Annotated in this window: 20 protein-coding genes; 3 read left to right on the forward strand and 17 right to left on the reverse strand. The window is 40.0% G+C overall.

Going from position 1 to position 24,657, the window contains the following annotated elements:
* Window positions 1–57: 57 nt before the first annotated feature.
* The 13 genes from AQ505_RS07685 to AQ505_RS07745 form a co-directional block, all read right to left on the reverse strand.
* The gene (locus AQ505_RS07685; RefSeq protein WP_062547636.1) at window positions 58–816 is read right to left on the reverse strand and encodes a LytR/AlgR family response regulator transcription factor; all 759 of its coding nucleotides are present in this window, start codon (window positions 814–816) and stop codon (window positions 58–60) included.
* A 10-nt stretch (window positions 817–826) separates the two neighbouring features.
* Window positions 827–1,921: a sensor histidine kinase gene (locus AQ505_RS07690; protein WP_062547637.1), complete on the reverse strand. Its 1,095-nt coding sequence runs from the start codon at window positions 1,919–1,921 to the stop codon at window positions 827–829.
* A 246-nt stretch (window positions 1,922–2,167) separates the two neighbouring features.
* Window positions 2,168–2,365: a YtxH domain-containing protein gene (locus tag AQ505_RS07695; protein WP_062547638.1), complete on the reverse strand. Its 198-nt coding sequence runs from the start codon at window positions 2,363–2,365 to the stop codon at window positions 2,168–2,170.
* 161 nt (window positions 2,366–2,526) lie between these two features.
* On the reverse strand, window positions 2,527–3,522 hold the full coding sequence (locus AQ505_RS07700; protein ID WP_062547639.1) for an MlaD family protein: 996 nt from the start codon (window positions 3,520–3,522) through the stop codon (window positions 2,527–2,529).
* A gap of 4 nt (window positions 3,523–3,526) precedes the next feature.
* Entirely contained in the window at window positions 3,527–4,300 is a 774-nt protein-coding gene (locus tag AQ505_RS07705) for an ABC transporter ATP-binding protein (RefSeq protein WP_062547640.1), read from the reverse strand.
* 11 nt (window positions 4,301–4,311) lie between these two features.
* A complete protein-coding gene (locus tag AQ505_RS07710) occupies window positions 4,312–5,121 on the reverse strand; it encodes an MlaE family ABC transporter permease (protein ID WP_062547641.1) in 810 nt (269 codons plus the stop codon).
* 155 nt (window positions 5,122–5,276) lie between these two features.
* A complete protein-coding gene (locus tag AQ505_RS07715) occupies window positions 5,277–7,451 on the reverse strand; it encodes a S9 family peptidase (RefSeq protein WP_062547642.1) in 2,175 nt (724 codons plus the stop codon).
* 3 nt (window positions 7,452–7,454) lie between these two features.
* Window positions 7,455–9,215, reverse strand: coding sequence for an LTA synthase family protein (locus AQ505_RS07720; RefSeq protein WP_231635044.1), 1,761 nt, complete (start codon window positions 9,213–9,215; stop codon window positions 7,455–7,457).
* 116 nt (window positions 9,216–9,331) lie between these two features.
* Window positions 9,332–9,904, reverse strand: a complete 573-nt coding sequence (locus tag AQ505_RS07725; RefSeq protein WP_062547644.1) for a DUF4412 domain-containing protein — start codon at window positions 9,902–9,904, stop codon at window positions 9,332–9,334.
* Window positions 9,905–10,068: 164 nt separating this feature from the next.
* On the reverse strand, window positions 10,069–10,848 hold the full coding sequence (locus tag AQ505_RS07730; protein WP_062547645.1) for an enoyl-CoA hydratase/isomerase family protein: 780 nt from the start codon (window positions 10,846–10,848) through the stop codon (window positions 10,069–10,071).
* 138 nt (window positions 10,849–10,986) lie between these two features.
* Window positions 10,987–12,843: a ComEC/Rec2 family competence protein gene (locus AQ505_RS07735; RefSeq protein ID WP_062547646.1), complete on the reverse strand. Its 1,857-nt coding sequence runs from the start codon at window positions 12,841–12,843 to the stop codon at window positions 10,987–10,989.
* A 3-nt stretch (window positions 12,844–12,846) separates the two neighbouring features.
* On the reverse strand, window positions 12,847–14,886 hold the full coding sequence (locus AQ505_RS07740) for a hypothetical protein (protein WP_062547647.1): 2,040 nt from the start codon (window positions 14,884–14,886) through the stop codon (window positions 12,847–12,849).
* 53 nt (window positions 14,887–14,939) lie between these two features.
* Entirely contained in the window at window positions 14,940–15,275 is a 336-nt protein-coding gene (locus AQ505_RS07745; protein WP_062547648.1) for a MerR family transcriptional regulator, read from the reverse strand.
* Between the two features lie 118 nt (window positions 15,276–15,393).
* Here AQ505_RS07745 and alaS point away from each other — a divergent pair, with 118 nt between their 5' ends.
* Window positions 15,394–18,096 (forward strand): alanine--tRNA ligase, encoded by a 2,703-nt coding sequence (alaS, locus tag AQ505_RS07750; RefSeq protein ID WP_062547649.1) that lies wholly within the window; start codon window positions 15,394–15,396, stop codon window positions 18,094–18,096.
* A gap of 439 nt (window positions 18,097–18,535) precedes the next feature.
* Here the strand turns inward: alaS and AQ505_RS07755 are convergent, their stop codons facing one another.
* Both AQ505_RS07755 and AQ505_RS07760 read right to left on the reverse strand, forming a co-directional pair.
* Window positions 18,536–18,781, reverse strand: a complete 246-nt coding sequence (locus tag AQ505_RS07755) for a hypothetical protein (RefSeq protein WP_062547650.1) — start codon at window positions 18,779–18,781, stop codon at window positions 18,536–18,538.
* A 78-nt stretch (window positions 18,782–18,859) separates the two neighbouring features.
* Window positions 18,860–19,291: a VOC family protein gene (locus AQ505_RS07760; protein WP_082461453.1), complete on the reverse strand. Its 432-nt coding sequence runs from the start codon at window positions 19,289–19,291 to the stop codon at window positions 18,860–18,862.
* Window positions 19,292–19,437: 146 nt separating this feature from the next.
* Between AQ505_RS07760 and AQ505_RS07765 the strand changes: the two genes are divergently transcribed.
* Complete coding sequence (locus AQ505_RS07765; protein ID WP_062547652.1) at window positions 19,438–20,094, forward strand: VOC family protein; 657 nt, start codon at window positions 19,438–19,440, stop codon at window positions 20,092–20,094.
* On the opposite strand, the gene AQ505_RS07770 is transcribed toward AQ505_RS07765, so the two are convergent.
* Complete coding sequence (locus tag AQ505_RS07770; protein ID WP_062547653.1) at window positions 20,095–21,411, reverse strand: sensor histidine kinase; 1,317 nt, start codon at window positions 21,409–21,411, stop codon at window positions 20,095–20,097.
* A 120-nt stretch (window positions 21,412–21,531) separates the two neighbouring features.
* Here AQ505_RS07770 and AQ505_RS07775 point away from each other — a divergent pair, with 120 nt between their 5' ends.
* Complete coding sequence (locus tag AQ505_RS07775; protein WP_062547654.1) at window positions 21,532–23,049, forward strand: PAS domain-containing sensor histidine kinase; 1,518 nt, start codon at window positions 21,532–21,534, stop codon at window positions 23,047–23,049.
* A 123-nt stretch (window positions 23,050–23,172) separates the two neighbouring features.
* Here AQ505_RS07775 and AQ505_RS07780 read toward each other — a convergent pair whose 3' ends face one another.
* Window positions 23,173–24,561 carry an MFS transporter gene (locus AQ505_RS07780; RefSeq protein ID WP_062547655.1) on the reverse strand — a complete coding sequence of 463 codons (1,389 nt, stop codon included), beginning with the start codon at window positions 24,559–24,561 and terminating at the stop codon, window positions 23,173–23,175.
* Window positions 24,562–24,657: the final 96 nt, after the last annotated feature.

Genomic DNA, 24,657 nt, shown 5'->3' on the forward strand with positions numbered 1-24,657 from the left:
TTACTTGACCGAAATGGATATATTAGTCGCTGAAACGTAGAAAATCAATAACCGAAATTATCGGTCGAGCCAGGCCTTAAACTGCCCGGACTTTTCTTTGCTGATGATGATTTCACCGGAAAGCGGGTTTTTCAGAATGACTTTCAGTTTGCCATTGAAATAGTTATGGATGGAGTAGATGCTGTTGATGTGAATCATGTGCTGACGGTTGGCGCGGAAAAAGCAAACGGGGTCTAACTGATCTTCCAGTTCATCCATCGTGAAGGGGACAATCAGATCTGTCTGGTCGTCCAATACCAGGTGTGTGATTTTGTGTTCAGAATAAATGTAATCAATGGAAGAAACGAGAATGGTTTTGTAGCCATCTTTATAAGGTAAAAGAAACCTGGAGCGGTATATTACTGATTTTGATTTGATGTAATCTACCAATTGATCCAAAGCTTTATTGGGATTTGTTTCCTGTATAATATGATCGTACATACTCAAAGCTTCCTTTAATTCGGCCTTTTCTACGGGCTTAAGCAAGTAGGCAAGGCTGTAAATTTTAAAGGCACGAAGTGCATATTCGTCATAGGCTGTGGTGAAAATTACCGGGCAGTGGAGCTCTACTTTCGGGAAGATTTCGAAGCATAAACCATCTCCCAATCTGATGTCCATCAGAATTAAATCTGGATGCGGATGCTGGGTCAGGAAGTTCACGCTTTCTTCTACACTGCCCAATACGCCCATAATATGCACGTCTTCTCTCAATTCCGCCAGTAATTTAATCAGTCTGTTGGCATTGGGCTTTTCGTCTTCGATGATTAGAATATTCATATTTCAGGGACTACAATGGAAGTAAAGGTAAATAAACGGCAAAAGACTCTTCATTTTCTAGAATGTAAGGCAGGTCTTCCGACAATAAGGCATACCTGCTTCGTATATTTTGTAAGCCGATACGGGCAGAAGGAATGGAAAGTTTAATTCTCTGCAGGTTATTACTCACCACAATATGGGAATCGGTATTGTAAATTTCTATGAGTAAAGGGTTGCTTTTAGTGGCTGCATTGTGTTTGATCGCATTTTCAATCAGCAGCTGTAAGGTGATGGGCGGGATACCGCGGTCGTCATCATTGTTAATGTCTACGGAGACAATCACATTTTCTCCATAGCGGATCCTGATGAGGTATAAATAGGCATCTACAAATTTGAGTTCTTCTTCCAGGGAAACGATGTCTTTTTTAAGATTGGCAATCATGTATCGATACACCCTTGATAAGTTTCTCAGGAAAACCTCTGCTTTTAACTGATCTTCAGAAATCAGTTCCGAAAGTGTACTGAAGTTATTGAACATGAAATGTGGATCGAGCTGCAGCTTTAGGGATTGAAGCTCTGCCTGCATGGCAATTTCTTTGAATTCTGCCGTTTTTAATTTCAATTCTGTAGCTTCCATCATGGTGGCGGTCCACTTTTGTAAAAGGAAGTTTCCAGTAGTTACAGCACTGATCAGGATTCCCATAATCACACATACGTAGACGAATTGAATGCTGTTCAGCTCCTCTTCGAAGGTAGGTTTTTCTTTATACGTATACACCAATGATCCGATATAATATAACAGGACCATCAAAATGATGACAAATACAATTTGGGTGAGCAGCTGGATGCTGAAACGCATAAACGGACGCTCTGTCCAGGGAATTACTTTATCTAGCATGGAAGAATTAAACACACTCAGCTCAAAAATCAGCACGCAGAAAAGCAGCGTTAAACTTGCGTCTGTAATGATTTCCAGGGCAGGTCTTTCAAAATAGAGTTGGTAATAAGGGCTGTAGGGATTGAGGAAATAAGACAATAAGTTCAGCACCACAAAGATCAAAGGAATCGTAATGAAACGAAGGTGTCTGTTTAGGGGTTTAGAAAGAATTGTACGGGGTTTCAGCATATTTCACATTGGTGATTTTAATCGGCAAACTTACATAAAATGCGCTTTATAATAGAGGAGGGGCTCGGTTGCTTGCTTGGTTTTGGAACAAAAATAATAAATACACTGGGAGGTATATGCTGAATTTTACCCAAGCTGACCAAATAGGCAACTCAAGCGGAGAAATGAATTCCCCAACTGCCGGAAAAAGCAAAATCCACTAGTGTTAAAGTAGTGGATTCCGTTGATTTTTAGAGTTAAGGCTGTTTATTCCTGATAAGGATCTGTAGTTTGACGGTATTGCTGTTTCAGGTCATTTCCAAATTCTTTCGCCTTATCCAGCCATTCCGGAGCCTGTTCTGTCAATTCGTCGACAAGAGATTTTCCGTTGGTACCTTTTTTTGTGGCATATTTTACAGCGCCATAAACTGCTGCACCGATAAGTAGAGATTTGAGTAGGCCCATAATGGTATGTAATTTAGGATTAATTGCTTCCCTATAAAAACAATACAATCGTCCAATAGTTTTGGCTTTTACAAAACAATAGATTTATCGATTACAGAAAAGGCCTGTTCTAGCTGTTTGAAAACAACAGAAACAGGCCTTTTTATTTTTAGGAACCTGATTTAAGGTTGTACTGGCGTTTTTGCGGCCTCAGCTTCTGCTTTCGCTTTTTTCTTGAAGAAACCTCTCAACAAAAAGTTATGCTGTAAAGCTTCCATGTTTTGATCCAGTTTCTTGCTGCTTCCTTCCAGATTTTGCATGATCACTCTGATTTGATCTGCTGCTTTCTGGTCGTTTAATAACAGGCCAGCGGCATTGTCACTCTGGTTTAATTTCGAGCTGGCTTTATTCAGGTTATCTGTTAAAGCTGCGGCAGAACTTGCTGTTTTCTTCAACTCATTAACTGAAGCCTGTAACTGTGAGAAAACCATAGTATCGGTCAGCATCTTATCTGCTAATCCGCCTTTAGTATTCATCTTTCTGGTGAAAGTGTTCAGGTCTAAGGCCATTTTATTGGCTGCTTCTGTCGTCACTTTTAAATTCTGTACAATCGCTTTAAAGTTATCAGCAATCTGCTGATCTGCTAGTAAAGCACCTGCAGCACCTTTTCCTTCTACCAGATTTTTAGCAAGAATTTTAAAGTCTGAAGTTACATCTACCAGGTTTTTATTGTTCACCTGGAAAGTTTTCATAATGTCATCCGTAGAAAGTGCATTGCTGGCTTTTAAGCGGTCTCCTTCTTCCACGAATGGAAATTTTGGCGTACCACCGGTCACAACAATGATTTTATTACCAATCAAACCGTCAGAACTGATGGTTGCGGTGGCATCTTTATGGATGTATTTATGTGCTTCTTCTTCAATACTTAAAAATACCTGTACCTGTGAAGTGCCAAAGAACTGGATCTTTTTGATGGTTCCGACTTTTACGCCTGAAAACCAAACATTGTTTCCTGCCTTTAATCCCTGGATATCATTAAAAACAACATCAACAGTAAAGCTTTTTACAAATGTCTTTTTCTGGCCTCCCAACGTAAAAACTCCTAATACAAAAATGAGTAGTCCAAGGAATACGAATACTCCTACTGTTACTTTGCGACGCGTGTCTGTTACCTGCATATTGTTATTGTATAAAATTATAATCGTAAAATGGTTTTACCCGTTCATCATTGGTATTGAATACCTCATCAAAAGTTCCCTGACGTTCAAATTTGCCATCAAGTAACATGGCCACCCGGTTTCCTACTGCTTTTGCGCAGGTAAGGTCGTGGGTGATAACGATAGAACTGGTATGGAATCTTTCCTGTACTTCATTGATCAGGTTATTGATCTCTAAACAGGTAATTGGGTCTAGTCCTGCGGTAGGTTCATCATATAACATCACTTCCGGTTGAAGAATCAATGTTCTGGCAATGCCCACCCTTTTTCTTTGTCCACCGGAAAGTTCTGATGGCATTTGATTGATGGTTTGAAGCAAACCTACGGCATCAAGCACACGCTCAACCGCAATATTCACTTCTCCTTTGGTCAGGTTTCGCTGGTTCCTCACTAAAGGGAATTCCAGGTTTTGCCTCACGGTCATACTGTCGTACAGCGCGCTGTTTTGAAAAGAGAAACCAACTTTCAGCCTTAAGGCCAACAGTTCTTTGTAACTAATTTCATCCACCATCTGGCCGAGCACCTTTACTGCACCCTGATCTGGTGTCAGCAGGCCGACAATAATCTTAATCAATACTGATTTTCCTGTTCCTGATTTCCCAAGAACGACTAAGTTTTCTCCTCTGTACAAATCCAGGTCGACGCCTTTAAGGACGTCATAGGTGCCAAAAGACTTGTATAGTCCTTTGATCTCTATTACCTTTTCCAGATCCATATTTGTGGGTTTCTTTTGTTCCATTATTTATAAGATCAAGACCTGAATAAACCAAAAAATTGTACCGAAATTACCTCTTCAATAAAGATGAGGAACATCCCGATCACTACTGCGGAGTTGGCCGCTTTACCTACGCCCTCTGTTCCTTTGGAAGAATTATAGCCCTGGTAACAGCCGACAATTCCAATAGTAAAACCAAAAAGAATGGCTTTAACGGTGGATGCGGTAATGTCTAAAAAGGTAATCTGTTCTAAAGAAGCCTGGAAAAATGCTCTTGCACTGGTATCCTCGAATAAGGAAACGTTGAGCAGGGCACCTAACATACCTACCATTGCGGTATAAAAAGTAAGAATAGGAATGGTAATTGTAGAGGCGAGGACTCTGGTTGTGACTAAAAATTTAAAAGGGTTGGTGGCCGATACTTCCATGGCGTCTATTTGTTCCGTAACACGCATAGATCCCAGCTCTGCACCAATACTGGAGCCTACTTTTCCCGCTGCAATGAGCGAGGTCAGGAGGGGAGCAAGGGTTCTGAGTAAGGCAATTCCGACTAAGGAAGGCAGCCATGAAGTGGCACCAAATTCTGCCAGTGAGGGTCTCGACTGCTTTGTAAATACAATTCCTGTGATAAATCCGGTTAGGGAGATTAAAGCCAGGGAACGATATCCGATGTCGTAACATTGGCGCATCAGTTCTTTTCCTTCATAAGGAGGAAGAAATCCTTCTCTGAAAAACCGCGTGACGAACTGACATACGTCATAAAGTGTCAGGAACATCCTGGTGATCTTTCCAGGTGGCTTGGCTTGTTTTTGTAAAATGGCTGGATTTTCAGCTTTGTTATCCATTAATGTGTATCGATGTGTTCAGATAATAGGTGTTATAACAGAGATGTGCAACGCTTATCAAAATTTGCGCCATATTAACGATATTATCCCGATTATGGTGTTTTAGTAAAAAAAAATGGCCTGTAAATTACAGACCATCCTTTAGATTATATGAATTATTTTCCTCCTGGAGGACAGTTTTTCTTTAGAAAGTCGGTGTAAGTCAGTGATAAATGCTGGAAAGTTCCATCTCCTTCACTAATGCTGTGCGTACGGTTAGGGTAAGACATCATTTGAAAAATTTTACCATATCTGATCAGCTCATTGACTAGCATTTCGGCATTCTGGTAATGCACATTGTCATCTCCTGTACCATGAATGTACAATAAGTTGCCTTTGAGATTTTTTGCATAGCTGATCGGTGAACCTTTTACGTAGGCTTCTGTAGTTTTCAAAGGAGAACCCATATAACGCTCCTGGTATACATTGTCATAAGTCAGCTGATTGGCTACTGCTGCAATGGCAATTCCTGTTTTGTAAATCTCAGGATATTGGAAAAGCAGGTTTAAGGTGGATGATCCACCACCACTCCATCCCCAAACGGCAACCCTGTCTTTGTCGACAAAATTCCATTCCAGGATTTTCTTAGCTGCCATAGCCTGATCACGGATGTTTAATGTACCAATAGATTTATAAATGCTTTTACGCCATTCTCTGCCTTTTGGAGCAGGTGCACCACGGTTTTCTACAGAAATATAGATATAACCGTCTTTTGCCATATCTCCATTGTACAAGAAATTGCGTCCTGCACCATAAGTGTCTGTTACGGTTTGTGAAGCAGGTTCGCCATAAACATAAAATACTACCGGGTATTTTTTTGTACGGTCGAAGTTGTCTGGTTTTTTCATCCAGCCATCCATCGTCACGCCATCTTCAGTCGTTACTTTAAAGAATTCTACTGGATTTTTCTGCGCCCTGATTCTACCCAGCTGGTTGGTGATGCTGCCTTCCATTGTGAAAGGATTTAAAGTAGTCAGTTTCATCCATTCCGTAATGGTAGGTACGGTTGCACTTCCATAACTGTGGCGTGCAAACATTCCATTCGGAGAGATTTCATAATTGTGTGTTCCTGGAAGGATAGATGGAGTTACCATTTCTGCCTTGCCGCCACCACTTAATTTGGTTTTATATAAATACTTCTGAGTGGCATTATCCGGAGAAGCCATGTAATAATACCAATTGTTTTTCTCATCCACCACAGCAGTTTCGATCACATCAAAATTGCCTTTTGTGATCAGCGTTTCTTTTTTACCATCTTTACTGATGCGGTATTGATGTCTCCAGCCGTCTTTTTCACTCGACCACAGGAATTCCTTTCCATCATTTACCCAATTCCATCCCTGACCAACGTCGATCCAGGCTTTATCAGTTTCGGTATAAATGTTTTTTACTGCTCCAGATTGTGCATTGGCAACAAATAGTTTACTTTCATTTTGTTCTCTATTCAGTTGCTGAAGAATCACCTCATTGGTATTAGGAATCCAGTCCATTCTAGGGATGTAATTTTGAACCTCAGAACCTGGAATGCTCAGCCATTTGGTAGCTGCGGTATTAATATCTACGATACCAACTTTACAAGCTGATGGATTTTGTCCTACTTTAGGGTATTCTATTGGTACATTGAACGAATAAATGGAATCTGTATTATTGATCATCAAAAAGTTCCTGATGTCGCGGGCATCTAACTGCCAATACGCAATTGTAGTACCGTCAGGGCTCCATCTGAATCCATCTCTGCAGTCAAACTCTTCTTCATACACCCAGTCGAATGTACCATTAATGATGCGGGCTGTACCATCAGTAGTCAGTGCTTTTGTGCTGCGGGTAGCCAAATCATCTACGTAGATGTTGTGCTTGCTGACATAAGCCACTTTATTTCCATCTGGTGAGAATTTCGCAAACATCAGAGAAGATGCAGGCTGGTCCTTACCGATTTTAATCATTTCTTTTGTTTTCAGATCAGCTACGAAATAATCACCGCGGGTTTCATATCTCCATACTTTTTTGCTATTCGTATACAATAGGATTTTAGTCCCATCGGCAGAAATCTCAAAATCTTTAATGGCGCCTAAACCTTTATTGGCATTGGCATATAAGAAACTCGGATCCAGGATGAGTTTTTCCTCATTTTTAGGAAGGGTAATGGCTACAATACCCGATTCCTTGATCTGGTAATAGGAATTGCCATCTTTGGCCCATCTAATGTCCGATAGTTTTTGTGCATAGCTTTGTCCGAAACTTCCCAGAACAAGGAGGACTGCCAGTTTAAAAAAGAGGTTTTTTAGGTTCATTTTTTATAGTGCTATAAATTGCTGATATACTTTTTGAAGGTAAGCTTTCGCCAGGTCTAACCGTTTCTCGGTACCTTCCTTGTCCTTGTCGTTACTGTTGAATAAGGTCATCTTTCCTACATTATCAAAGGTAACACATTGTTCATTGTCAATAAAGCCCATGCCATTGTCCCAGCTAAAATAAGCGAAAGGTTTGGCATAAGGGTTCAATAGGTTTTTACTCCAGTTGAATTCTTTAGCGGGAATGTTTAATTGTGCGAGTAAAGTGGCGGCAATATCTACCTGTGAGCCAACGTTACTGTATTTCTTTCCCTGGAATTCTTTTTTGATGACCTCCCCAAAAAACAAGAGTGGAATGTGGTAACGGCCAGGTGTAGAAATATCATGACTTTGCTTAGGCAATAAATGGCCATGATCCGCCACAAATACAAATAAGGTATTGCTATACCAAGGCTGTTTTTTAGCATTGTTTATAAAGGCATTGATACAGGAATCTGTGTAATAAGCGGTACTTTTAAACTGCTCCACATTATTGGCACTGCCAAATTTTGATTTCCCGGGTAAAGTATAAGGTTCGTGATTGGTCAGCGTCAGCATGGTAGAATAGAAAGGTTGTTTTTCTTTATTCAGATCTTGCAGTTGCCTGTCAAAAACGGCTTCATCATATTGTCCCCAGAAGGATTTAGGGGCATTCCCTGTAAAATTATTTTTATCGATGAGCTTTTGATAATCATGACTGAGGATAAAAGCTTTGTAATTGTCGAATTCGGACTCCCCTCCATAATAGAAAGAAGTATGGTAACCATTTTTGGCAAGCGAGCTGGAAATAGCAGGGAGTTTCTGCAATTTCTCCGGCCATTTTACAATGCTGCCTGCAGCAAGGGTAGGGAAACCCGCCAGACTGGCAATAAGGCCTTTATCGGTGCGGCTTCCAGAAGCAAATAAATTGTCAAATAATACCCCTTTATTTATTAAAGAATCGAAATGAGGGGTAATGCCGGGTTCATTGCCGAGTGTTTGTGTAAGATCAGCAGTGAAACTTTCAATAATCACCATGACTACATTGGGCCTTTTGGTGGTTAAAATAGCCGTAGTACTGTCTTTTTCTACCGTATACAGGTTTTGAATCAGCTCATCTGCTTTTTTAGGATCCAGGTATAAATAAGGGTTATGACTGGCCATTTTTTCAGAAAGTGCACTTCTAAGCAAGTTCCATTCTGTATTTACAGCAGCATGGTTGAGCAGTTGCTCTTTTGAAAAGTACGCCATACTCTGTGTAATCGGTGAGCCTCTAAAGCCCCCTCGAATAAACATAAAAGTAAGTGTAAGAATCAATACTGAAATTAGGCTGCGCAGCCAGATCGGGGATTTCTGAAAAGAAAGTTGTCTGGGAATCAATTGCTTTTGTAAGAAATATCCGCCTCCGATGAGCAGTATCAATATAAATAATGATAAGGCAATAGGGGAGGAAGCGCCAGAAGCCATAGCCTCTCCGGGCGAAGAAAAAGCAAAACCAACAGCTTTGGCATTCACTTTAGTTCCCCATTCGCGATAAATGTTAAAATTGACAATAGAAAGGATGCTGAATATCACCAGCAATACTAAATTATAAACAGAAATCCATTTGATGTTTACGGATTTCCAACCACTAAACAGCAATACGATATAGCCTAAAAGCGGAATGACAGCCAGGTATGCCGTCATCGATAGGTCTAATAGTAGGGCGTGGTAGAAAGTAGCCATGGTTTCCGATAAAGGAACCATGGCTAGCTTTTTATGATAAATTAGAAGAAATATCAACCGGTCTGTAAAGAAAAATAACAACCAGAAAATATAAAATCTGAGAAAAAAAATAAGGCTTCTAAACATTTTTGCGAATGCTATTGACCCCCACCTTGCATTTGCAGGATTTCTTCCATAGTTTTCACTTCATATCCTTTAGGAACATCTAAGCTGAAAGGACCTGTTTTTTCTTCTACCAGACTTTTTAAAGTAGCGGTAGATTTTACGCCTCTATTGAAGCTGGTAAATTTAACTGGAGTACCTTTAACACCGACGAAATCACGACCTACTAAACCTGCAGGAAGTTCAATGTCGTTGGTTGACCATAATTCATAGGTATTACCTTTGTCATCTTTGTAAGTATATTTCTCGGTATTGTAGTTTAAGATCATTTTCTTCTCACCAGTAGCTTTGAAGTCACTGAACTTAGGGTTGTTTTCTTTCTCTTTTTCGTAATCTGCTTTAGTGCCCTTTACAGCAAATTGCATTTGTGCAACCGGAACATCAATCAGTACCAGAGAATTTAGGTCTACAACATTGGCTAATACTGTAATAGTAGCTGGACCTTGCTGCATTTCCATTCTGGATATGTTGCCACTGAACTTGATTTTAGATTCCGTAGGAAGCATGGCCGCCATAGGCTCCTGTTCTGGAGTAAGTGCATACTCCATTCCGAAAGTAACAGTTCCTTCGGTGATTTTCTTTGAGCGTTTGCGAAGATAGCTGAACTTACAAGAATTGCAGCTAAAACTCCGGTTTTGATAGATTTTAACATATAATAGTTTTTAGTGTTTGTACTGATTTGATACGTGTTCTGATGAATTGAATGATTTGATTACCATTGTATTTTCTCTTTGCTGATAAAGGCAGCAATACCTTTTTTGAAATCTTCACTGTCTCTCACCCTGGCATTGATCTGAACCGCCAGCGACAGACAGCTCTCTAATTGAGGATTAGTGGTCTGACCAATCAGTTGCTTCGTTACCATTAACGAATTGGCGGAAGTTTCCGTACACAAACTTAGTGCAAATTCTTTTACCTTCTGATGAATGTTCTCTTTGTTTGTTACAAAAGTGATCAATCCATAGTCCAGTGCCTGTTGTGCACTGAACAATTCTCCTGTTAACAGGATTCTTTTGGCAATTGTTTCAGAAGTTTTTCTAAGTAAAAAACAGGAGACAATTGCAGGTACAAATCCAAGTTTTACTTCCGTATAACCGAAATTGGCTTCCGGTACTGCGAAAGTAATGTCGCATACGGTAGCCAGCCCGCATCCACCGGCAATGGCATGTCCCTCTACCTGGGCAATCACTACCTTGGGCAAGTAATAGATGGTAGTGAATAAGCGCTTTAAATTTTCAGAGTCGGCCAGGTTTTCTTCATAACTGTTTTGCTGGAGCTGCTGTAGATAAGTGAGATCGGCCCCTGCACTAAAGGTATTCCCGTTTGCTTTTAAAATGATGACTTTTACCTCATCGTCTTCTGAAGCCTCGATTAAGGTTTCCCTAAGCAGCGTTACCAATTCCGGATTTAAAGCATTTCGCTTTTCCGGGCGATTAATCGAAATGGTAGCAATGCGTTGCTCAACAGAATATAAAACTAATGGCGCTGTCATAGGTCTAGGGGTAAGTTTCTTTTGCTTTTCTAATCAAAAGTAAATAAAAAGCAAATCATTGTGGTTAAAACGGGTGGAAATGAATGAAGAACTAAGGTGGAAGTGGAATGAAGAAGCAAGGAGAGAGCGAATGAAAGACTAAGGTGGGAGCGGAATGATTTTTAAAAACCGGATTTGATGGTACGCCAATACAGGCTGAATGAAATACTGAAAAGCATCATCTTCTTGTTTTAAATGTGTGTAAACGGTAGCTTGCTGCGCAAAAATATAAGCGATGGCTTTCTGTTTTGGAATCTCAAAACGGATGATTTCCTGCTGATGATATCGTATGACTGCCGTCCTGCTCAACGAAAACTGCAGGGCTAAGAGAAAGGAAAAAGCGGTCATCAATAATCTCCAGCTGCTATTTACAATGGCCATAGTACCTAAAGTTAAAAAAATAGATAACAGCAGTAACTCTACTTTATTGATCCAAATCCCTGACAAAACCGAATAAGGAATTGCCGCAATAAATTTCAATCCAGTATTGTTGACCTGAATTACCCAGCTGAGCACAGGAGCCAGAAAATCCAGACCTGGAATCAGCAGTAAAATCCCAAAGTACATGATCAAAGTGACGGGAATCAAAATAAACAGGTTGCCCAGCAGGAATAAAAAGGGAAATTGATGGAAGTAATAAATAGACAGCGGGAAGGTGAACAGCTGTGCAGCTAATGACATAGAAATGATTCCCCATAATTTTCGGGCCCATTTATTTTGTATAGGCCAGCAGTTCTGGAGCTTGGGCTGCAAATATAAGAGACCAAAAACAGCTAGAAAGGAAAGCTGAAATCCGACATCCCAGATTAAAAAAGGATCATACAGGAGCATAGCAAAAGCAGCAAAGGATAAGATGTTATATTTATTTGCAGGCCTGGAGTATGTTTTTCCAACTAAGAATATAGAGATCATGATGACTGAGCGTAATACGGAAGGACTGCAACCTGTTAATAAGGCATAAAACCACAATAAGCCAAGAATGAGGAATAGCTTTATATATTGCGAATTCCTTTTTTGGTTAAGGAATGCCAGGGCGTAGTTTAAAATGAAATAAATCAAACCTACATGCATTCCAGAAACTGATAAAGCATGTATGGTTCCCGTTTTGGAATAAATGGCCAGTGTCTCCTTATTAAGATCTGCCCGATAACCAAGGATTAGTGTAGAGGCCATGGCCACAGCATCATTGTCCTGTAGCAAGGTTTGGTAACGCTCCACTTGTTTGGTTCTGAGGGCAATTGCAAATTTAAATAATTCATTTCCAGATTGCAGACCGAGTTTTAATACCTGATTTTGACGTAAGAAACTTTGGTGTCTAATATTTTGTGCGGCCAGCCAGGCCTGATAATCAAATTCTGCAGGATGAAAAGAGGACTTGATTGGGGTGTAACTGGCTGGAATCAGCAGCTCTTCCCCATAGTTGATGGCTAAAGGTTGCCTGGGATCTAGTTTAACAGCGACGATTATTTTTCCAGATGCCGTTTTGGCCCGTAGCTTTTGAGAAGGGGAAACTTTACCTATGTGCTTTCCTCGCTGTTCTTGTTGTCGTTGCTTTTCTTGCTGTTCGGTAAAATAAACCGACTGGATCTGTCCTTTGAATCTAAGTATCCCTGCTCTTTGGTAGGGTTCGTTCATCACCTGGATCCTTAAATAAAGGTTTGATGATTTAGAGAAATCATCTGATTTTAAATCATTTTGATGGTGGTAGCACAATAAGCCACCGAAAAAGAAGAAAAACAATTGAAAAAGCAAGCCGGTTCCCGATTTGAAGCGATAGACTTTAATAATGATATAATAATTGTTCAGGAGCAGCAGCAGGCTGAGTAAGCTTAGATTGATTCCGATCAATAAAGGTAGGAAGCCGGGATATTTAAAATGATAGAAAACTACAATTCCTAAGGTGTAGGGTAGGAGAATTCTGGGGAATACCTGTTCCGGCTGCGCTGAAATATCCATGTCTTAAAATTGATGACGGATTAATAATTTAACCGCAGATTTCATGTTTCCATTAATTTCATCCAGCCCGGAACCGATAAATGCCTGATGCGGGTAATAATAGAGGTCATAACGGCTCCAGAGGTCTAATTTTCTCCATAAACGGTACCTGAGGTTTAAAAAAGTGCGGATACCCTGGCCATAATATCCTCCGGAGCCAGAGCCATATAAAACATCAGCTTCGTAGGCATAAATTCTGGACTGATAAGAAGTGGTATTGAAATAGGCCAGACGGATGTTCCCTGATATTTTTGAATGCATGGGCGTATAATAAATGTCCTGATAAATCAGGTATCCGAATTCTTTAAGCAGCTTTCCTTTTTGATATTGAATCAGTTCTATCCTTTGTGCTGTGCTGAATTTTTTATGGAATTTCCAGTTACAGTCTAGTCTGAAACTAGTATTTAGGAGGTTTTCTAAGGAGCGAACTGTATGTCCTGCTGCTGGATTTTGCTGTTTCCTTTCAGTTTTAAAGCGGGCCGTTAGTTTAAACTGTTTAATCGGGCTATAAACCAATTGTGCCAGCGTTTCATAGCCTCCGGAAGCCGTATCTACCCGGTACTTCTTTTCTGGGAATTTAAAATAATCCAGATAGAGGGCGAATTTCCAATGAGGATGCGGCTGGTAATTGATACCGAGGTAAAGCCCTTTTTCATTGCTGCTTGTGGTGTTTTCTCCAATTGCCTGGCTAAAGAAATTTACATAATCTTTGTCGTATTTTCGATAAAGCAGCACCATGGAAATCGATCTGGAAAGGTTGGTCATTGCCCCTTGTAATACTGCCCATCCACCGGGAAAGCTTTTCGCCAGTTCTCCATAAAAGTAAATATTTTGAAAAGCTACATTATAGTGGAGGCCGAAGTTGCCTAGCTTTCTTCCTTCAAAGCCATATTTTTGGTAACTGCTGCTGTCTCTGCTGAAAGTCTGATCAAAGCGGGTGTGATTAGCAGAAATGCCTATGTTTAAGAAATTACTGAGGTATTGCAAAGTAGCTCCATATACCTCCTGAGCAAGGCGCTTCCTGTTTCTGATCTCAGCAGTATTACGGTGCAATCCGCTTTCTGAAATACTGCTTAAGGTATACTGGCCGTCCTGATCGGTTTTTAAACTTGCATCGCGTTTTCTGAAAGAATAGAAAGGGCTAAAGTAAAGGTGTTTGGGTAATCTAAAGGTACTGGCAATGCCCCGAAAAAAGGTGCTTTCATTAGAGGAGGTATAAGGTTTTAAGCCCAGGTCTTTACTGGCCAGGCTAGTTACATCAGGACCTTTTCCTAATGAAAATCCAGACCAAAGCGTCAGTCCTTGTCCGAATTGTAAGGTGTAATCTCCTATGACCAGCTTTTCAATACTTCGATAATTAAACAGGGCGAAATTTCCGGAAACAAAATCAATGGGTACCGGCTTTGTCCCGATGGTTTCACCGGCATCTTTTTTCATTAACAGCGAAAATGCACCAATTTTAGGATACTGGTATTTATAACTCAGCAGCAGTTTATCGGCGGAGCCCAGGTACCTGCTGCCCGGTAAATCCCGGAAGCCTTTTTGCCGTTCAAGCGTTCTTCCATATCGAAATAGCAGTTGCTGTTCCGCTTGCTGGTAAAGGTCTTTAAATTTCAAAGAAGCAAAGCGATTTACTGGGATAAGGGTAACAAATGGAAGCATCTTTTCAATTGTGATCAGATCGAAACCAGTAATTGCTTGTAGTTCCAGCAGATCCAATAATTTCCCATTGAGCAGTAGGTGCTCAAAAAAATTGCTGACCTGCAAAGGAGATAGCCAGAATAGTTTTTTCAACTCTTCTGCATTCGTATGATTTAAGTCTATCGGATGTTTCCTGAAAAAATCAAGCTGTTCTTGAAAGGCAGAAAGATCTTCCTCTTCCTTTCCGTTTTCAGCCAGGTTTTCCCTAAGCTCCATCACTTGTTCTTCTTCCTGTGCCTGGACAGGTAGCCATGGATAGCTGAGTAAGAGGAGTAAATAGAAGAATAGTGAGTAGGACATCATGATGCCTAATCACTATATTATTTATTTAATAAAAGAATTAGTTAATACTTAAATTATATTTCTTCGTTTAACTTTAACAAGAAGTCCTTTAACTTCTCCAGAGATGCAATGATCTTTTGGTTTTCTTTTACTTCAGAAGTGTTGTTTTTTAAGTGCTCTTTAGCGCCTTTAAGGGTGAATCCTTTATCATCTACCAGGTGGAAAATGATCTTTAGATTTTCAATGTCTTCAGGAGTGAATAAACGATTCCCTTTTTTGTTTTTCTTAGGCTGCAGTACATCAAATTCTTTCTCATAAAAGCGGATCTGAGATGCATTTACGTTAAACATTTCGGTCACTTCGCCCATCGTATAATACATTTTATTAATTTCCCGTTCTTTGTAAGGCATAGTTTGATCTTGATTATTAGTGGTTTACGGCATTTATATAAAGTGTTCAAATGTAAAGGGATTTTAGTAGAATACCGCAATAAAATTTTAATTTTGTTCACCACTAATAAGGAGAAGGATGACAGCTAAGGAAATCAGACAGGCATACTTAAATTTTTTTGAATCAAAACAACATCATATTGTTCCATCTGCACCAATTGTAGTAAAGAACGATCCTACTTTGATGTTCACCAATGCGGGAATGAACCAGTTTAAGGATTTGTTTCTGGGTGAAGCACCGATTAAATATCCACGTGTAACAGATACACAACGTTGTTTACGTGTTTCTGGTAAACATAACGACCTGGAAGAAGTAGGTATTGATACCTATCACCATACCATGTTTGAGATGTTAGGGAACTGGAGCTTTGGAGATTACTTTAAGAAAGAAGCCATTTCCTGGAGCTGGGAGCTTTTAACCGAAGTATACAAAATCCCTAAGGATAAGTTATATGTATCCATCTTTGAAGGAGACGAAAAAGAAGGACTGCCAAGAGATACTGAAGCTTACGAGCTTTGGAAACAATTTGTTCCGGAAGACCGCATCATATTAGGAAATAAAAAAGACAACTTCTGGGAAATGGGAGATATGGGACCTTGCGGTCCATGTTCAGAGATTCATGTGGATTGTCGTTCAGCAGAAGAACGTGAGGCAGTAAGCGGAAAAGATCTTGTAAATGCCGATCACCCTCAGGTGATTGAAATCTGGAACAATGTATTTATGCAGTTTAATCGTCTTAAAGATGGTTCATTGCAGCCTTTACCGGCGCAGCACGTAGATACAGGAATGGGCTTTGAGCGTTTGGTTCGTGTATTACAGGAGAAATCTTCTAACTATGATACCGATGTTTTCCAGCCAATGATTCAGGTGATCGCTAGACATTCTGGTGTGGTATATGGTACAGAAGAGAAAACCGACATCGCCATGCGCGTAATGGCAGATCATATCCGTGCGATATCTTTTGTAATTGCGGATGGTCAGCTGCCTTCAAATAATAAGGCTGGTTATGTGATTCGCCGAATTCTTCGTCGTGCAGTTCGATATGCTTATACTTTCTTAAACCTGAAAGAACCATTTCTAAACCAATTGGTACCAGTTCTGGCCGAGCAGTTTAAAGGTGTATTTGATGAGCTTTATTTGCAGCAGGATTTTGTGCAGAAAGTAGTATTGGAGGAAGAAGTTTCCTTCCTGAGAACTTTAGCCACAGGAATTCAGCGCTTTGAAAACTTTACGAAAAAACAAGGAGAGCTGTTGATGTCTGAAAATGCCATTGAATCTGAGAAATCATTCGATGACAATTGGGTATACAGCATCTTAAAAGACCAGATGGTCATTCCTGGAGAATTTGCTTTCGAACTGAATGATACTTATGGCTTCCCAATCGACTTAACCGAATTGATGGCCAGAGAGAAACGTTGGTTGGTGGATATGGAAGGGTATAATAAGGCCTTAACCTTACAGAAAGAAAGATCAAGAGCGGCAACTGCAGTAGATACCGGCGACTGGATCATGGTGAATTCCGATCTGGAAACGGATTTTGTAGGTTATGACGATTTCGAAGTAGAAACGAAAATTATAAAATACCGTAAAGTGAATGCGAAAGGAAAAGATCAATACCAGATTGTATTGAGCAAAACACCTTTCTATGCAGAAAGCGGCGGACAAGTTGGTGATACCGGCAGATTAGAAGACCATAGCAGATTGTTCTTTGTTGAAGTAACTGATACTAAGAAAGAGAATGGCGTGATCGTTCATTATACCGATACTTTACCAGAAGATTTAGACGGTTTATTCTGGGCAGTGATAGACGAAGACAAGCGTTTATTATCTCAGGACAATCATACGGCAACTCACTTACTGCATGCAGCTTTGAAAAAAGTGCTGGGCAGTCATGTGAATCAAAAAGGTTCCCTGGTTAATCCTGATTACTTACGCTTTGACTTTTCTCATTTCGCGAAGATCAGCGAAGAAGATCTGGCGCAGATAGAACATCTGGTAAATCAAAAGATCAGAGAGAATATTCCTTTGAAAGAACAAAGAGATGTGCCTTATGAACAAGCCATTTCAAGTGGGGTAACCGCTTTGTTTGGAGAGAAATATGGCGATTTCGTTCGTGTAATTACTTTTGATGACCATTATTCTAAAGAACTTTGCGGTGGTACACACGTAAAGGCTACCGGGCAGATTGGTTATTTCAAGATCATTTCTGAGAGTGCTGTAGCAGCTGGTGTGAGACGTATCGAAGCCATTACAGCGGATAAAGCCGAAGCCTTTATTTTAGAACAAAATAGAGAGCTGAACGAACTTAGGGCCTTGTTAAAAGGGAATAAAGACCTTAAAGCTGCGGTATCTTCTTTATTGGAAGAGAATGCCAAGCTGAAAAAAGAAGCGGAAAAAGCAGTAGGAGAGCAAAGTGCTAATTTGAAACATGAAATTGTTCATCACCTAAAAACCATTAATGGTGTAAATGTGATTGCGACTCATGTAGATCTTCCGAATGCAGATGCAGTGAAAAATCTGGCTTTCTCTGTGAAAGATCTGGTAGATGATTTGTTATTGGTGTTCACCACTTTAATTGATGATAAACCTGGTATTACAGTGATGCTTTCGGAGAACCTGATTAAGAGCAAAGGTTTAAATGCCTCTAACATCGTGAGAGAACTGGCTAAAGATATCCAGGGTGGCGGCGGTGGCCAGCCATTTTATGCAACTGCAGGCGGTAAGAACAAGGATGGCTTAGCTACAGTGTTAACTAAGGTAGAAGCGCTGATTCCAGCATAAATTATTTTTGCCGCAAGGCGAAAAATATACTAAAGGAGGAGCTGTCTGAAAAGATAGCTCCTTTTTTATTTTAGAAAGAAATGATGCTATATAAAAAAGTTTATTGCTGTGTTGATTTTGATTGATGATGAGGAATGGTCATTAAATATGCTGACCTAAACTGAAAAAAACATTTGATTAGGCCTCTTTCTCCAATGCTTTAACTTGTGTTGAGTGGCCTATCTGTTTTGCTATTGTTTTGCTGTTTTTTTGCTATTGTTTTGCTCAGCGCTTGCTCCAGCAAAAGAAAAGAAATAGCGTAGTAAAATGATGACAAACGTATTTTTGAAGAAAATAAAGTCTGAGTCAGACCTTATTAATAGTTAAGGAGCTCAGCCTTTACATAAAAAAACTCCTTGTACAGTAAGGACTGTACAAGGAGTAGTATGGATTGATGCTTTTACTTAGGATCTTTTTTTGGGGCAATCCCCTTATCTACATCCAGTGTAAAAGATGCTTCTGAAGCATCAAATGCTTGTTTGAGTAAATCAATTGGCGGTTGTTCAATCTCCTGCTCTGTGGGTTGATCAAAATTTTCATCAAAACCATTGGAGTGAATGTCTTTCTGACTTTGTTGATCATCTACTTCCGAATTTAGCGCATCATCTAGAGGAACATTGTCTTCTGGGTTTTCTGGGATAGCCATAGTTTAATATTTAAGTATATAGGCATAACAGTATATCTTTCTGCTTGTTTCACCAATTGAGGCAAAATTTAAGAAAGATTAGGCTTCCGGCCAGTGAAATACCAGGGGGAATCCATCAGGATCTCTGACATATAATGCCTTATAACCATAAGAAGTACTGGATGGTACGGTTACATCTACACCATTAGACTGGAGATATTGGTAAACATGCTCTAATTCTGAACAGCCAAAATGGATAGACATGTCATGACGCTCCAGCCAATCATGAGCTGTGGCAGGTTTAGGACAGGTTTTTTCTCCACGGGGTTCTAGCAGCAGTTCGGTTCCATTTAAGCCCAATCGTGCCCATTTGAAATTATCTGGCTTTTCGGGAGCTTCAGAAGTTTCTATGAGGTCAAAACCGAGTAAATCCCGGTAAAAACGTACGGATGCAGGCATATTGAAAACCGAAAGCAGAGGTGTAAATCCCTGGATTTTTATCGGTTTTACTGAAGTCGTATCATTTGACATAAAATTCTCCTTTTTTGCTGGTTAACAGATCATTCCATTAAGATAATAGAATATTTGGAATCGAACAATGATATATGAATTATTTATTGTGCTATATTTCCTAACCATTAAGCCTTAGCTTTGTTTTGTACAAAAAGCTACGTGTTATGGAGATTAGAGAATTACAGCTCATTACAAATCAGTTAGAAGAAACGGAAACGTTTTACAATCAAATATTAAACATCCCTACTCAAGATAAAAACGAAAATGAGCGGTCTTTTCTCATTGGAAAAACCAAATTGTCATTTGTATTGGGATCGGAAGATCATCCGGTTTATCACCTTGCCTTTGATATTCCTAAAAATCAGCTGATGGAAGCTTATCAATGGTTAAAACAAAGGACCTCAATCATTCCGGTAACGCCGGAAACAGACTTTTCTAATTTCGAATTGTGGAATTCAAAATCCTTTTATTTCCATGATAACAATGAGAACCTTTTGGAACTGATTTGCCGTTACGATCTTGATAATGAAGCAACGAAACCATTTGATGGTGCTGCTATATTATCTGTTTCTGAAATCGGATTGGTATCTGAGGATGTTCCATTTTTGGCGGAGACTTTAATGAGCAAATACAGCCTGGATATCTATGAAAAACAACCTGCACAAGATAATTTTACTGTACTGGGCGATGAGCAGGGCTTATTGATCCTGGTCAATGAAGATAGAAACTGGTATCCTACCGAGCAAAAAGCAAAACCTTTTCCGCTAAAAGTGATTTTAAACAATGGGACTGGAGAGGATCTGGAGCTGAGCTTTTCTTAATTAAGTACCGATATAAAGGGGGAGGGATACATAAAAAACAGTTCCCTCGCCTTTTTGGCTTTCGAACCATATCTTTCCTCCCTGTGCATGTGTATATTCTTTACAAAGAAATAGCCCCAGACCAATGCCTTTTTCATTGTCTGTACCATAAGTAGACTGGGCTTTCAGCGAAAATATTTCCGGCTTGTTTTCATCAGGAATGCCGTTTCCAGTGTCACGAACCGCAATCAGGCAATCTTGTCCATACCGGCTGGCATTCAGTTCTATCAATCCCTCAGAAGGCGTGAACTTGATGGCATTGCCAATAATGTTCCTGACAATCAATTGCAGCATGTGTACGTTTGAAAATAATTCCAGAGAAGTATCTATGTCTGCAGTAAAAGTGATTTTTTTTTCTTTAGAGGCGGCTTTTTGAGTGATAATTACCGAATCCAGGGCTTCATGTAATTTGTTGATTTCCATCGCCGTTTTTCCATTGTTGAGTTCTGCACGAGACCAGGAAAGCATATTGTCCAACATTTCCTGAGTTCCACTCAAGGCATTGGTCAGCTTTTTATCCATCATTTCTTTCTCTTCAGTACTGAGAATATCCATGCGGAAAAGATCCATATAACTTTGTATTGAGGCTAGTGGAGCGCGAAGATCATGGGCGATAATGGAAAAGAATTTCGTTTTCTCGTGGTTCATCCGTTCTAAGACGGCAGTTTTCGCAGCAGCATCTTGTTTTTCTTTAAAATAAGCAGTTTTAAGGTAAAATAACCCAAGGAAAGTCACCAGAATGGTGATGATATAGGTGGAAGCAATGTCTGCGAAAACAGCTGCTCTGTCCTGATAAGCATCCTTAATGTATCCTGGGTTTTTGTATTCAAAAAAGAGCAAACCTAATCCTGTAGTCAAACAAAGTATGGACCATAGCCAGTACTGACCTCTTGGCGATATGATCATGATCATAAAGAAAGCAATAGATAGAGAGAGCAGGGAAGGGCCTTTTATGCCATTATTGAAGAAATAAATACTCCCTAATGCTAATAATACCATTAGGGAAGAGAGAATGATGCTGTATTTAAACTGTTTTTTGAATCTGGAAAGATAGTATGTAAAACACAATACAACTAATAAGAAGGCAAACAGAACGGAAATGGTTTGCATGCCGTTGTAGTAATTAAAAGGGACATCATACCCTATAATGAGGATAGCAATGAGGCTAATGCCATTAAAAACCTGATTTTCAAGGTTAAAATGGGCACTTGGTCCAACCAATTTGTAGACCAGTTTTTTTAGGCCGTCAACGACGTGGGAGATCCTTTCTGGTATCATTACCTAAAAATAAGCAAAGTATTTGATGATGTGGAAAATATTAGCGCAATTGGGAATGATTTTGAAATATAGGCTAGCTGCTATTCGTGGTATGAGTCTTGTACGGATTAATATTAGATTATGGAACAATTAGTTGAACTGCCTGCTGCCCTTTTAAAAACTTATGAAAGCCTGCCTGGTCTTTATTTAGTACTGTCTCCAGAATTGGTGGTACTTACTGCCAGTGATGATTATTTAGCAGCACAGGCGCTGACAAGGGAGGATCTGAAGGGTAAAGATGTATTTGAACCTGGTCTTTTGCCGGTACTTCATCATATTATAGAGACATCTAAGTCCTATCAATTGCCCATTTTGAGAACAGAGCTGCCGGATCCTAATCTTAAAGACCATATCGTTTCAAGATATTGGGATACTACATATACGCCATTTTTCGATGAAAATGGCATCATGCAGTACATTATTCAGTACAGTTATGATGTGACCAATTTTGTTTCTGCAGGGAAAAAGGTAGAACAGCATGAAAAAGAGATTGGTGCCAGTGAAAAACACCTGGAATATTTGCTGAATTCTATGCCCCAACAGGTCTGGACTGCTACTGCAACGGGAATCATCAGTTATGTGAATGAGATTTGCTGCCGGGATTTTGGAAAAACAAAAGAAGAATTGAGAGGAGAAGGATGGCAATCATTTGTACACCCAGACGATCTTCCGATTTGTATCAGAGCCTGGAGTTATGCCTTGAGTCAAAATTCTGAATACAGTGTGCAATTTCGGCTTAGAATGGCCGATGGGCAATATAAATGGCATTTGGGAAAAGCCATTCCATTGATAGAAAGTGGTGAATTGAAAATGTGGATGGGAACCAATACAAATATTGACATTCAGAAATCAAATGAGCAGCGTAAGGATGAGTTTCTGGCAATTGCCAGTCATGAGTTAAAAACTCCATTAACTTCTATAAAGGCCTTTAATCAGTTGATGAAAAGGTCTAAGGACCCTGAAAAACTACAGGGATTTGTAGAGAAGTCAGCCAGTCAGATCATTCGTTTGGAGCAGTTGATTACTGATTTATTAGATGTAACGAAGATCAATTCTGGAAACATGGTCTTTGAGAAAGACGCGTTCCAGTTTAGTGAAATTATAGCAACAGCAGTTCAAACTGTTCAGGCAATGTCGCCAGATCATGAATTGCTATTGGAAAACAGCATAGATGTTTCCTATCATGGAGATCGGTTGAGGATTGAACAGGTTTTAATGAACTTTTTAACCAATGCGGTGAAGTACTCGCCAAATGGAGGAAAAGTGATCATTAGTGTTGAAATTCAGTCAGACAATATTGTCGTTTCCGTGCAGGATTTTGGGATAGGTATTGCCGAATTCGAAATGCAGCGGTTATTTGAACGGTACTACCGTGTGGATAATGAGGATTTACGTTATGAAGGACTGGGCTTAGGTCTTTTCATTTGTTCAGAAATCTTGAAAGCCCATCATGGTAGCTTTTGGTTGGAAAGTAAGCTAGAGGTCGGTTCTACTTTTTATTTCAGGCTTCCTCTAAAACAGCATGCAGCAGTACCACATGGTGATGATGGCTATGTTAAAAGCCAATGGATGTACGATGATCTTAAACAACAACCTTGAGGTATTGGGCACCTGGTCCGATGCTTTAGAATGGGTAGGTAAAAGATATGGCAATTGGAGATGTAGTGCTGCAGTTTTTTTCAGAGATCCAGTCTGCGGAAGACTGGATCAAGAATCAATAATTTATTGTCCGGCTAAGGAAGGCCTAGGCACTGAAACGTGTCTTTTTGTATAAGAGGCCAGCCAAACCAGTGCAGCAATCGCATAAGCACACAGTACCAGGATCGAGATGGTGCTCACTGAATTTCCACTTTGATGACTGCTGATGAATAAGGAAAGGATGGATAGTCCGATTCCACCACCCAGAAAATAGGAGGTTGAAGCCAGGCTGGATGCCAATCCATAATGCTGTGGCGGTATGCCCTGCACAGAAATCACCGATAAACTGGTATAGCAGATGGTCATGCCCAATCCAGATACACAGCATGCAGAACATAATAATAAGATCAGGTTATGGTCCATCAATACAGAAGCCAGTAAAAATCCTGCACCCCCTACCATTAAAGACATCCCAAAAACACCGGTTTGCCATACATTCAGTCTTCTCATTAATGGAGGAAGTACAAATTTCGCAAATAAGGCAGAGATGATACTGAATGGAACCAGGGTAACCCCGGCTTTGGCTGCACTGAAATTCATGTCTTTTTGAATCAGTAAAGACAGCAGGAACATATATCCGGTAAAATAAGCGCCTAGTAAAAAGAATACGCCAATACCGGTAGTGGTGGCTTTAGAACGGAATAAGGACATGTCTATTAAAGGCTCTTTCTGAACTTTCAAACGGTGCTGAATGAGTTTAAAACCAGCAATTACAGCGATAGTGAGGCCGATTAACATCAGGTAATGTTCGCGGATTCTGCCCAGTTCATGTACGCCATAGCTCAACATTAACAGCACCAATACCAATAATACACCAGATAATAAATCCGGTCTGGATTTCGATTTCGTCAATTCATCAGGAGCAAGGTAATACCAGGCAAGGCCAATAATGACAAATAAAACAGGTACATTAACGAAGAAAATCCAGTGCCATCCCCAATAAGTGGTAATAATCCCACCTAAGGCCAGGCCGCTGCCAGAGCCGATGGCTGCAAATGAACTGAAAATACCGATGGCTTTTGCACGTTCCCGGGTTTCTGTAAAAGTATGAGTTACAATAGAAAAAGCGGAAGGCATAATTAAGGCGGCACCAATTCCCTGTGCGGCACGGAAAAAGGCCAGCATCTCAAAAGAGCTGGAAAGACCTGCGCCCAGAGAGGTCAGCAGAAAAATTGCAGAACCGGCCATGAAAATATTTTTCTTTCCTACAAGGTCTGATAATTTACCCCCGATGATCAAAAATCCCCCGTATAACAACACATAGAGTGTTTGCAACCATTGTACTTTGTCGCTGCTTAGCCCGTAATCAGATTGAATAGATGGGATGGCAAGGTTGACAATGGCTATGTCCAATGCTTCTATAAAAATACCAATAGAAGCAATGGCGAGGATCAGGTTTTTTCTTTGAGTCATAAATGTATTTGGGGAAATTTTCCTTACAAAGGTAGCTTTAGTAACACAGACTAAAAATAAGTTCTGCTTATTTAGAACAAATGATTAATATTTACT

Origin of the sequence: Pedobacter sp. PACM 27299, assembly GCF_001412655.1 — a bacterium.
Classification (GTDB): Bacteria; Bacteroidota; Bacteroidia; order Sphingobacteriales; family Sphingobacteriaceae; genus Pedobacter.